This window comes from uncultured Pseudoxanthomonas sp. (genome assembly GCF_947498795.1).
Lineage (GTDB): Bacteria > Pseudomonadota > Gammaproteobacteria > Xanthomonadales > Xanthomonadaceae > Pseudoxanthomonas_A.
Genome location: NZ_CANMLQ010000007.1, coordinates 14061 through 25184, shown reverse-complemented (window position 1 = coordinate 25184; position 11124 = coordinate 14061). Strand labels below are relative to the sequence as shown.

Annotated in this window: 9 protein-coding genes; 5 read left to right on the top strand and 4 right to left on the bottom strand. The window is 66.3% G+C overall.

The features are described from left to right. Positions 1–48: 48 nt before the first annotated feature. On the top strand, positions 49–1275 hold the full coding sequence (gene ftsZ / locus Q0907_RS15210; RefSeq protein ID WP_296278474.1) for a cell division protein FtsZ: 1227 nt from the start codon (positions 49–51) through the stop codon (positions 1273–1275). A 214-nt stretch (positions 1276–1489) separates the two neighbouring features. Further along, positions 1490–2404, top strand: a complete 915-nt coding sequence (gene lpxC / locus Q0907_RS15205; protein WP_296278473.1) for a UDP-3-O-acyl-N-acetylglucosamine deacetylase — start codon at positions 1490–1492, stop codon at positions 2402–2404. Positions 2405–2605: 201 nt separating this feature from the next. Here the strand turns inward: lpxC and Q0907_RS15200 are convergent, their stop codons facing one another. Continuing rightward, on the bottom strand, positions 2606–3073 hold the full coding sequence (locus Q0907_RS15200; RefSeq protein WP_299346401.1) for a DUF721 domain-containing protein: 468 nt from the start codon (positions 3071–3073) through the stop codon (positions 2606–2608). Between the two features lie 8 nt (positions 3074–3081). Here Q0907_RS15200 and Q0907_RS15195 point away from each other — a divergent pair, with 8 nt between their 5' ends. From Q0907_RS15195 to Q0907_RS15185, 3 genes are all read left to right on the top strand, one after another. Next, positions 3082–4032, top strand: a complete 951-nt coding sequence (locus Q0907_RS15195) for a M23 family metallopeptidase (RefSeq protein WP_299346399.1) — start codon at positions 3082–3084, stop codon at positions 4030–4032. A gap of 171 nt (positions 4033–4203) precedes the next feature. Continuing rightward, positions 4204–6954, top strand: a complete 2751-nt coding sequence (gene secA, locus Q0907_RS15190) for a preprotein translocase subunit SecA (RefSeq protein WP_299346396.1) — start codon at positions 4204–4206, stop codon at positions 6952–6954. A gap of 115 nt (positions 6955–7069) precedes the next feature. Continuing rightward, on the top strand, positions 7070–8020 hold the full coding sequence (locus Q0907_RS15185) for a Nudix family hydrolase (protein WP_299346393.1): 951 nt from the start codon (positions 7070–7072) through the stop codon (positions 8018–8020). A 46-nt stretch (positions 8021–8066) separates the two neighbouring features. Here the strand turns inward: Q0907_RS15185 and coaE are convergent, their stop codons facing one another. The 3 genes from coaE to Q0907_RS15170 are packed head-to-tail and all read right to left on the bottom strand — an operon-like array spanning position 8067 to position 10762. Continuing rightward, the gene (gene coaE, locus Q0907_RS15180) at positions 8067–8684 is read right to left on the bottom strand and encodes a dephospho-CoA kinase (protein WP_299346390.1); all 618 of its coding nucleotides are present in this window, start codon (positions 8682–8684) and stop codon (positions 8067–8069) included. Positions 8685–8734: 50 nt separating this feature from the next. Then, a complete protein-coding gene (locus tag Q0907_RS15175) occupies positions 8735–9598 on the bottom strand; it encodes an A24 family peptidase (RefSeq protein ID WP_296278467.1) in 864 nt (287 codons plus the stop codon). Positions 9599–9601: 3 nt separating this feature from the next. After that, complete coding sequence (locus tag Q0907_RS15170; protein WP_299346678.1) at positions 9602–10762, bottom strand: type II secretion system F family protein; 1161 nt, start codon at positions 10760–10762, stop codon at positions 9602–9604. Between the last annotated feature and the right edge of the window lie 362 nt (positions 10763–11124).

The window sequence follows — 11124 nt, the reverse complement described above, 5'->3', positions numbered from 1 at the left end:
CGTTCGTTCCACCCAGCACCACATAACTAAATAAACGAGGACAAGGACATGGCACATTTCGAACTGGTTGAAAAGATGGCCCCGAATGCAGTGATCAAGGTCGTGGGCGTGGGCGGCGGCGGCGGCAACGCCGTGGCGCACATGGTCAACGGCAGTGTGGACGGCGTTGAGTTCATCACCGCCAACACCGATTCGCAGGCGATCAAGAACTGCGGCGCCAAGCTGCAGCTGCAGCTCGGCAGCAACGTCACCAAGGGACTGGGTGCGGGCGCAAATCCGGAAGTGGGCCGCCAGGCCGCGCTGGAAGACCGCGAGCGCATCATCGACGCGCTGGACGGCGCCGACATGGTGTTCATCACCGCCGGCATGGGTGGCGGCACCGGCACCGGCGCTGCGCCGGTCGTGGCGCAGCTGGCCAAGGAGATGGGCATCCTGACCGTCGCCGTGGTCACCAAGCCGTTCCCGTTCGAAGGCCGCCGCCGCATGCAGGTCGCGCTGAAGGGCATCGAGGAGCTGAGCCACCACTGCGATTCGCTGATCACCATTCCTAACGAAAAGCTGATCACCGTGCTGGGCCGCAACGCGACGATGATCCAGGCCTTCCGCGCCGCCAATGACGTGCTGCTCGGTGCGGTGCAGGGCATCGCCGACCTGATCGTCCGTCCCGGCCTGATCAACGTCGACTTTGCCGACGTGCGCACCGTGATGAGCGAAATGGGCCTGGCCATGATGGGCACCGGCAGCGCCCGCGGCGACGACCGCGCGCAGGCCGCCGCCGAGGCCGCGATCCAGAACCCGCTGCTGGACGACGTCAACCTCAACGGTGCCAATGGCATCCTGGTCAACATCACCGCCGGCCCCGACTTCACGATGGCCGAGTTCGACGAAGTCGGCCGCACTATCGAGGGCTTCGCTTCGGAAGACGCGACGGTCGTGGTCGGCACCGTGCTCGATCCGGACATGCAGGACGAAGTGCGCGTGACCGTGGTCGCCACGGGCCTGAACCGCAACGCCGCCCGCCAGCCGGTCGGCCGCGGCGGCGACCTGCGCGAGCCGATGCGCGCGCCGATCAAGCTGGTCCGCGACGCCACCACCGGCATGCCGATCGACGACGGCTTCTCGATGGATCCGATCAGCGCCGCCACCAGCGGCCTGGGCCTGCGCCGTGGTTCGGCCTCGCCCGCGCCGTCGGCCCCCGCGTCGGCACCCGTCGCAGCGGAGCTGCCGTCCGACTACCTGGACATCCCGGCGTTCCTCCGCCGCCAGGCGGACTGATCACGCAACACCCTCCCCGCAAGGGAGGGGCCGTATCGCAGCATCGCCCTGTCCTTTTGCTGCCGGACCTTCACCGGTCCGGCAGCCCTTTCCCGACGGCGCTACCAGGCCGTTGTTGCAGGCGTGGGACAGACCGGTTCTTCCGTTAAGATTCAGTGGCCTGCGTGATATTCTCGCTGCCCCCTCAGGTTCCCCCCACCTGCGATCCCCTCCGATGGCCCAGCAACGCACCCTCAAGAACGTGATCCGCGCGACGGGCGTGGGGCTGCACAGTGGCGAAAAGGTCTACATGACCCTGCGCCCGGCCCCGGCGGATACCGGCATCGTGTTCCGGCGCGTCGACCTGTCGCCGGTGGTGGAGATTCCCGCGAGCGCCGATCTAGTCACCGAGACCACGCTGTGCACGGGCCTCACCTGCGAAGGTGCGAAGGTGCAGACCGTCGAACACCTGATGTCGGCGATGGCCGGCCTCGGCGTCGACAATGCCTACGTTGAACTGTCCTCGGCCGAGTTGCCGATCATGGACGGCTCCGCGGGTCCGTTCGTGTTCCTGATCCAGTCCGCCGGCATCGCCGAGCAGGACGCGCCGAAGCGCTTCATCCGCATCCTGCATACGGTGGAGGTCACCGACGGCGACAAGGTGGCGCGCTTCGAGCCTTACGACGGCTTCAAGCTGGGCTTCACGGTCAAGTTCGACCACCCGATGATCCCGGCGTCGCAATCGCGCGCAGAGGTGGACTTCTCCACCGGCGCGTATGTCAAGGAAGTCGCACGTGCACGCACGTTCGGGTTCATGCGCGACCTGGAATACATGCGCGAGCGCAACCTCGGCCTCGGCGGTTCGATGGACAACGCCATCGTGCTCGATGAGTTCCGCGTGCTGAACGAAGATGGCCTGCGCTACACGGACGAATTCGTCCGCCACAAGATCCTGGACGCCATCGGCGACCTCTACCTCGCCGGCCGCCCCATCCTGGGCGCCTACGAGGGCTTCAAGTCGGGCCACGCACTCAACAACAAGCTGGTCCGCGCCCTGCTTGCCCAGACCTCGGCGTGGGAAGAAGTGACGTTCGAAGACCGTACCGCGCCGTCGCCGGTCACGTACGCGGCCCCCGCCCTGGCCGTCTGAGACCTCCGTCCCGTCGGGACGGTGAATCCGTTGTCGCCCGGTTTCCCACCCCCGTCACGCGTGCGCGCGCGATTCGTTACGCCTTGGCGAAAGTGTGACCTTGGTCAGGGAATGGGCCCGAAAATAACGCGGTCTTAACTTCTGGCTAACGCTCCGACCAGCGGTGGCCGGTACCATGCCCCGTCCCTCGTGATGGCCGAGTCAATTTTTCCGCCGACCACGATGACTGCCGCGATCGGCAGGCGTACCGGCGGAGTCCGGTTCGGACAGGAGGTCGAGGGCCGCTTGCAGCCCTTTGCGGGACGCCTCCGATACGGGTACGACCGGGTTCTGCGCAGGCTTGATGACCGACGCGGGGCTTGTCTTGGCGGTGACCTCGGTGACCGCCAGTCCGATGGATTGGGCCACGTTGATCAATTCGGGTGCCGCCAGGCGAAGCCGGGCGTTCCACACGGGGGAGTCGACGACAAAAACGAGCCGCTTGCCCGCCACGTTCGCCAACCGGCAATGCGGCGCGAGGGCAGGCGGAAGGCAGGGGCGAAGCTGCTGTTCCAAGGCGTCGAGCCACATGGCACGACGCACCGGGTCGGTGGCGGCATCCGTCAGGGCAGCCTGCAGGGCAGGTTGCACGATGCCGGCGCGGCGCGGCTTGGACTTCGAATCAGACATCGGTATCTATGAGCTTTAAGACCATCGTAAACAATTCGCGTACTTGGTGGGCCCATGCGTCCGCCCATGGCGCCTATCGCATCCGCCTCGCGTTCCACGCACGTCCGCTGGCCAGTGCCGCGGTGCTGGTCGCCGCCGGCCTGCTGGTCGGCGCCGCCGGACGCAGCGCTGCCGGCATGGCCCAGGTGTCGCTGCTGCAGGCCAAGGCCGAGCAGCGCGATACCGAACTGGACCAGGTCCGTCGCGGCGCGCAGCAGGAAATCAACGCCATGGCCGCGCGCCTGGGCGAACTGCAGGCACAGGCCAATCGGCTCAACGCGCTGGGCGAGCGGCTCACCCGCGTGGGCCAGCTGCAGGACGGCGAGTTCGACTTCAACGAGCCGGTCGGCGTCGGCGGCAACGACGTGTCGTTCGACATGAAGCCTGCCGACCTGAAGGACGGCGTGGACAAGCTGGAGCACCAGTTCGCCGCCTCCGGTCGCCAGCTGTCCGTGCTGGAAGCGCTGCTGTTCAACCGGGAGCTCGACAAGAACGCGACCCCGGGCCGCATGCCGATCGCCAACAGCTACATCACCTCCGGTTTCGGCGGTCGCGCCGATCCGTTCGGCGGCGGCGGCCAGAACCACAAGGGCATCGACTTCAAGGCGCGCGTGGGCGATCCGGTGCTGTCGGTGGCCGACGGTGTGGTCAGCTTCGCGGGCGTGAAGGGCGGCTACGGCAACGTGATCGACGTGGACCATGGCAATGGCTACGTGACCCGCTATGCGCACAACTCGCGCCTCAGCGTGCGTGCCGGCGACCTGGTCCGCGTGGGCCAGGAAGTGGCCAAGGCCGGCTCGACGGGCCGCTCGACCGGCGCACACGTGCATTTCGAGGTGTGGGAGAACGGGCGCGTGGTCAATCCGCGCAAGTTCCTGGGCGAAGGCCCGACGCCGGTCGGGCAGGTCAAGCGCGGCTGATCCGCGCGGAACCAATCGGTGGCGGGGCGGTCTGACGGCCCGCCTTGATTCCCCGGGCGGCGCCCCAAGCTACAATACGGTGTTGCCAGACAGGGCGCCTTGCGCCCTGTTTCGTTTTGGGGCCGCACACGCTGCGCCGCCCCGGCGTCCTTTTCCTTTCCGGTTCCCTACATGATCAACAACCTGCTCACCCGTGTCTTCGGCAGCCGCAACGAGCGCCTGCTCAAGCAGCTGCACCGCACCGTCGACAAGATCAACGCGCTGGAAGCAGAGCTGCAGAAGCTCACCGACGAGCAGCTGAAGGCGAAGACCCCGGAGTTCCAGCAGCGCATCGCGGGCGGGGAATCGCTCGACAAGATCCTGCCCGAAGCCTTCGCCGTCTGCCGCGAGGCCAGCCGCCGCGTCCTGGGCATGCGCCACTACGACGTGCAGCTGATCGGTGGCATGGTGCTGCACCTGGGCAAGATCGCGGAAATGCGCACGGGTGAAGGCAAGACGCTGGTCGCCACGCTGCCCACCTACCTCAATGCGCTGGAAGGCAAGGGCGTGCACGTCGTCACCGTGAACGACTACCTGGCCCGCCGCGACTCCGCATGGATGGGCCGCCTGTACAACTGGCTCGGCCTGAGCGTGGGCGTGGTCTACCCGGGCATGCCGCACGGCGACAAGCAGGGCGCCTACGCCGCGGACATCACCTACGGCACCAACAACGAGTTCGGCTTCGACTACCTGCGCGACAACATGGCGATGTCGCGCGCCGACCGCTTCCAGCGCGGCCTGCACTACGCCATCGTCGACGAAGTCGACTCCATCCTGATCGACGAGGCCCGCACCCCGCTGATCATCTCCGGCCCGGCCGACGAATCGCCGGAGCTGTACATCCGCGTCAACCGCATCGTGCCCCAGCTGATCAAGCAGGAGAACGAGGAAGCCGAAGGCGACTACTGGGTCGACGAGAAGGGCAAGCAGGTGCACCTGTCCGAAGCGGGCATGGAGCATGCCGAGGAACTGCTGCTGCAGGCCGGCATCATCAGCGAGGAAGAGCCGCTGTACGGCGCCAACAACCTGTCGGTCGTGCACCACCTCAATGCCGCCCTGCGCGCGCATGCCATCTACCAGCGCGACGTGGACTACATCGTGCGCGATGGCGAAGTGGTCATCGTCGACGAGTTCACCGGCCGCACGCTGGCGGGTCGCCGCTGGTCCGACGGCCTGCACCAGGCGGTCGAGGCGAAGGAAGGCGTGCCGGTCCAGCGCGAGAACCAGACGCTGGCCAGCGTGACGTTCCAGAATCTGTTCCGCATGTACAACAAGCTGTCCGGCATGACCGGTACGGCGGATACGGAAGCCTTCGAGTTCCAGAGCATCTACGGGCTGGAAGTCATCGTCATCCCGACCAACCGCCCGACCGTGCGCAAGGATTCGCCTGACCAGGTGTTCCTCAACCGCCAGGGCAAGTTCAAGGCGGTGCTGGCCGACATCCAGGACTGCTACCAGCGCGGTCAGCCGGTGCTCGTCGGCACGACGTCGATCGAGACGTCGGAAATGCTGTCCGACTTCCTCAACAAGGCCGGCGTGCCGCACGAAGTGCTCAACGCCAAGCAGCACGAACGCGAAGCGCACATCGTCGCGCAGGCCGGTCGCCCGGGCGCGATCACCATCGCCACCAACATGGCCGGCCGCGGCACCGACATCGTGCTGGGCGGTTCGCTGGAAGCCGAATACGACGCACTCGGCGAAGACGCCGATGAAGCCGCCCGCGCGGCGGTGAAGGCCGAGTGGCAGAAGCGCCACGACGCGGTGAAGGCGGCGGGCGGCCTGCACATCGTCGGCACCGAACGCCACGAATCGCGCCGCATCGACAACCAGCTGCGCGGCCGTTCGGGCCGCCAGGGCGATCCGGGTTCGTCCCGCTTCTACCTGTCGCTGGAAGACAACCTGATGCGCATCTTCGCCTCGGACTGGGTCCAGAAGGCGATGAAGCTGATCGGCATGAAGGAAGACGACGTCATCGAGGACAAGCTGGTCAGCCGGCAGATCGAGAAGGCGCAGCGCAAGGTGGAAGCGCACAACTTCGACATCCGCAAGAACCTGCTGGACTTCGACGACGTCAACAACGACCAGCGCAAGGTCATCTACGCCCAGCGCGACGAACTGCTCGATGCGGAGTCGGTGAAGGACAACATCGACGGCATCCGTGGCGACGTGGTCGCCGAGACAGTGGGGCGCTTCGTGCCGCAGAACTCGGTGGACGAGCAGTGGGACCTGCAGGGCCTGGAACGCGAGCTCGGCGAGGAAATGGGCATCGACCTGCCCGTGTCCCGCTGGCGCGAAGAGGCCGAGGAACTCGATGCGGAGATGATCGAGCGCCGCGTGCAGGACGCCATGGACCAGCATTTCGCCGACAAGGAAGCGGCGATCGGCGACGAGACCATGCGTGCGCTGGAGAAGCACATCATGCTGACCGTGCTCGACAAGAACTGGAAGGAACACCTTGCGCGGATGGATTACCTGCGCCAGGGCATCCACCTGCGTGGCTACGCGCAGAAGCAGCCGAAGCAGGAGTACAAGAAGGAAGCCTTCGAACTTTTCTCCAGCATGCTGGAGCGGGTGAAGAGCGAAGTCGTCACCCTGCTGTCGCGCGTGCGCATCCGCAGCGAGGAAGAGGTCGCGGCACTGGAAGCGCAGGAACGCGCGATGGCCGAAGCGCAGGCCCGGCAGATGCAGTTCCAGCACCAGGACGCGGGCGGGTACAGCGCCGACGAGGAAGCCGCGCAAGCACAGCGCCAGGCGGAGCAGGGCGGTTACATGCAGTCGGGCCCGATGCCGGCGCAGCGCGACACCCCCAAGGTGGGCCGCAACGACCCGTGCCCCTGCGGCAGCGGCAAGAAGTACAAGCACTGCCACGGCCAACTGGACTGAGGCATCGCCTTTCGCCTGGAGGAAAAGCCGCGCACTGCGCGGCTTTTCTTTTTGCGGGTCCGGGCATCGGCGCGCCTATTTGCGTCTACCTGCCGGTTCCCGGCAAGCTTCCTCCATGCCCACCCCGTTGCGCTCCATCCATGTCATGGCCGCCGTCATCACCGACGCGCGCGGCCGCATCCTGCTCGCCCGCCGGACCGAGGGGCGCGATCTGGCGGGACGCTGGGAATTCCCCGGCGGCAAGCAGGAGCCCGGCGAGAGCCCGGAGGAGGCGCTGGTGCGCGAATTGCGCGAGGAACTCGGCATCGAGGCACGCGTGGGCGAGCCCATCATCAGCGTGCCGCAGCAGTACCCCGACAAGCGCCTGTGCCTGGACGTGCGGCACCTGACCGGCTGGACCGGCACCCCGCGCGGGCACGAGGGGCAGGCCCTGGCCTGGGTCGCGCCCGACAAGCTTTCGCGCTACGACATGCCGCCCGCCGACCGCCCGGTGGTCGCGGCCCTGCTGCAGCCAGACCGTTATCTCGTGACGCCGGAACCCGCCGATCCGGCACGCTGGCTGGCCGCGCTGGAGCAAGCCCTGTCGAACGGTATCCGTCGCGTGCAGGTGCGCGCGCGCAGCCTGTCGGGCGAGGCGTGGAAGACGCTGGCGCGAGATGCCGTCGCGCGCTGCCGTGATGCCGGAGCGGCGGTGCTGCTCAATGGCGACATAGAGCTGGCGCAGGAACTGCAGGCCGGCGTGCACCTGCGTGCCTCGCAACTCGACGCCCTCGCGGCGCGGCCCTTGCCGGACGGTCTGCCGGTGGCGGCGTCGTGCCATACGCCGGACGAACTGCAGAAGGCGCAGGCACTGGGGTGCGATTTCGCCGTCGTGGGCAGCGTGCATCCGACTCCCAGCCATCCCGGCGGCCAGGCGATCGGGTGGCAGGGGTTCGTCCACCGGCGCGAACGCGTGTCGTTGCCGATCTATGCCATCGGCGGCATGGGAACCGCCGACATCACCGAAGCCCGGCGGCATGGCGCACAAGGCATCGCGGCCATCCGCGGACTGTGGCCCACGACATAGCGCATCGCGGGCATGGCCCGCTCCTAAAAAGCTGTGCGGCGCGAGACTACGGGGTGGCGTTGGCCAGGGCGAGGTAGCGCCGATGCAGGGCGTCGGCGGCATGTTGCAGGTGGTGCAGGTCGCCATCGTTGACGACGATGTCGTCGGCGAGGGCCAGGCGGTCGGCGCGGGTGGCCTGGGCCGCCATCATCCTGTCGGCCAGGACGGCATCGATGCCATCGCGCTGCATCAGGCGCGCCTTCTGCACGGCGGCGGGGGTGTCGACCACCAGGATGCGGTGCAGCCACGGGTAGCTGGCGCGGCCGCCGCCTTCGGTGAGCAGGGGAATCACGGCGATGGCGTACGGGCTGGTGGCCTGCTGGCAGATCGCCTGCAGGCGGATCCGGATGGCAGGGTGGAGGATCGCTTCCAGCGCACGGCGCTCTTCCTCGTTGCCGAAGACGCGCGCACGCAGGGCTGCGCGGTCGAGCTGGCCATCGGCCCGCAGTACGTCGGGGCCGAACCGCTCCACCACCGCCGCAAGGGCGGGGGAGCCCGGCTGCACCACCTCGCGCGCCAGCAGGTCGGCGTCGGCCACCACGATGCCGTGGGTAGCGAACGCTTTTTCCAGCGCGCTCTTGCCCGAGGCGATGCCGCCGGTCAGTCCGATGAAGTAATCGCTCATGCGCGAAGTATGGGGCAGGGCACGCCGACGCGTGCCCTATGGCCGGCGGCTCACTTCAGCCCGGCGAAGCGCAGGTATGCGTCGACGATCTGCTGGCCCCAGAAGAAGACGATCCAGCCTGCGATGGCCAGGTAAGGGCCGAACGGAATGGGCGTGGCGCGATCGCGCCCCTTCATCGCCAGCCAGACCGAGCCGACCACGGCGCCCACCAGTGAAGAAATCAGGATGATCGGCAGCACACCGCTCAGCCCCACCCATGCGCCCAGCGCGGCCAGCAGCTTGAAGTCGCCCCGGCCCATCCCTTCCTTGCCGGTGATCTGCTTGAACAGCCACCACACCAGCCACAGCGAGACATAGCCGGCAATCGCGCCCAGCAGGGCGGGCTTGGCGGGCATGTAGAGGTTGTCCAGGCTGCCGATCAGGCCCAGCCACATCAGTGGCAGCGTCAACTGGTCCGGCAGCAGGCGCGTGCGCAGGTCGATGCCGCTCAAGGCCACCAGGTAGCAACTCAGCAGGGCGGCGCCGAAGCCCTGCCAGCCGAAGCCGAACCGCCAGACCGACGCCACCGCCAGCACCGCGGTCAGCAGTTCGACGAGGGGATACTGGGGCGAAATCGGTGCCTTGCAGTGCCGGCACTTGCCGCGCAGGGCCAGCCAGCTGAAGAGCGGGATGTTCTCGTACCAGGACAGCGGGGTCTTGCAGTGCGGACAGTGCGAGCGCTCCACCACGATGCCGGGTGGCGGCGGGTCGTACAGTTCCGGTTCTTCCAGCACCTCGCGCGCGTCGCGCTTCCACTCCCACTCCAGCCGCCTGGGCAGCCGCAGGATAACCACGTTGAGGAAGCTGCCCACCAGCAGGCCGAGACCTGCCACCACGGGATACCCCAGTTCGGGGTGCTGATCCAGGAATGCCACGATTCAGCCGACGACTGCGGATGCGATCTTGAAGATCGGCAGGTACATGCCGATGACCAGTCCGCCTACCAGCACGCCGATGATGACCATGATGAAGGGTTCCAGCAGGCTGGACAGCGCATCCACCGCGTTGTTGACCTCCGATTCGAAATACTCGGCCACCTTGAACAGCATGGTGTCGAGTGCGCCGGCCTCTTCGCCGATCGCCGTCATCTGGACCACCATGTGAGGAAAAAGCTGCGTCTGCTTCATCGCCATGTTCAAGGGATAGCCGACCGAAACGTCGTCGCGCATGCGAAACACGGCCTTCTCATAAACCAGATTGCCCGTTGCGCCTGCGACAGTATCCAGCGCTTCCACCAAAGGCACGCCCGCCTTGAAGGTTACCGCAGTAGTGCGCGCGAAGCGTGCAATCGACGAGTTATGCATGATGTTGCCGATGACCGGGACCTTCAAAATCAACCGATCCATCGTGTGCTGCATTGCCGGCGAGCGTTTGTAGAAGAACATGAAGCTGAAGCTGCCCACGATCACGATGAGCAGCAGCATCCACCAGTAACTCACCATGAAGCGTGATGCACCCATGATCATCTGAGTGAAGGCTGGGAGCTCTGTGCCAAAGCTGGCGAAGGTCTTTTCAAACTCCGGAATGACGAACATCAGGATCACGGAAGTGACCAATATCGCGACCGCGATCACCGCTGCGGGATAGAACAACGCCTTCTTGATCTTTCCCTTCAGCGCTTCCAGGTTTTCTTTGTAGTTGGCGACGGTCTCCAAGACCGTTTCCAGTACGCCCGCCGATTCACCCGCACGCACCAGATTGCGGTAAAGCTCGTCGAACTGTACCGGATGTTTGCTGATGGCTTCGTACATGGACGAACCGCTTTCAATATCAAAGCGGATCTGTTCGACCATCTTCTTCATGCGGATGTTCTTTTGTCCGCTTTCGATAATCTCGAGCGACGACACTATCGGTACACCGGACTTCATCATCGTCGCCATCTGGCGACTGAAGAAGGCAATGTCCTTCGCGCTGACGGGCTTGCCGGCTGAACCGAACAGCGGCTTCGGCTTCACCTTCACCACGCTGGGCGTGATGCCCTGCTTGCGCAGTTCGGCGCGCAGGAAATTGGCGTTCTTCGACTGCTGCTCGCCCTTCATCTTGACACCGCGCTTGTCGGTGCCCTCCCAGACGAACAGGTTCAGCGGGTTCTCGCGCACGGGCGCGGTCACGGTCTTCTTCGCAGCGGAGCGGGTCACGGCCATCGGTAGTCCCCTGTCCGGATTTCCCCACCCGGACGTCAATGCCGCATGGTAGCCGGTAATCGGCCCAATGGAAGCGCCGCGCCTGTGACGGCGGCCGGGTTTCGGTGATATGGGGATGCAGGGCCTTCCCCTTGCCGTGTTCCGGGAGTGGGCGCTATCCGTGCCAGGCCCGTGAGGGGCGCGCACCGCGAATCCAGCGCCGCCGCGGCCGTAGGAGCGCCCCATGGCCGCGATGCACTACCGTCGTCATTGATCCC

What these genes read in the sequence shown, in the direction of transcription:
- secA (WP_299346396.1), top strand. Translation starts at nt 4,204, where the DNA reads ATGATCAACAACCTGCTCACCCGTGTCTTCGGCAGCCGCAACGAGCGC.
- lpxC (WP_296278473.1), top strand. Translation starts at nt 1,490, where the DNA reads ATGGCCCAGCAACGCACCCTCAAGAACGTGATCCGCGCGACGGGCGTG.
- Q0907_RS15195 (WP_299346399.1), top strand. Translation starts at nt 3,082, where the DNA reads ATGAGCTTTAAGACCATCGTAAACAATTCGCGTACTTGGTGGGCCCAT.
- coaE (WP_299346390.1), bottom strand. Translation starts at nt 8,684, where the DNA reads ATGAGCGATTACTTCATCGGACTGACCGGCGGCATCGCCTCGGGCAAG.
- ftsZ (WP_296278474.1), top strand. Translation starts at nt 49, where the DNA reads ATGGCACATTTCGAACTGGTTGAAAAGATGGCCCCGAATGCAGTGATC.
- Q0907_RS15185 (WP_299346393.1), top strand. Translation starts at nt 7,070, where the DNA reads ATGCCCACCCCGTTGCGCTCCATCCATGTCATGGCCGCCGTCATCACC.
- Q0907_RS15200 (WP_299346401.1), bottom strand. Translation starts at nt 3,073, where the DNA reads ATGTCTGATTCGAAGTCCAAGCCGCGCCGCGCCGGCATCGTGCAACCT.
- Q0907_RS15170 (WP_299346678.1), bottom strand. Translation starts at nt 10,762, where the DNA reads ATGAAGGGCGAGCAGCAGTCGAAGAACGCCAATTTCCTGCGCGCCGAA.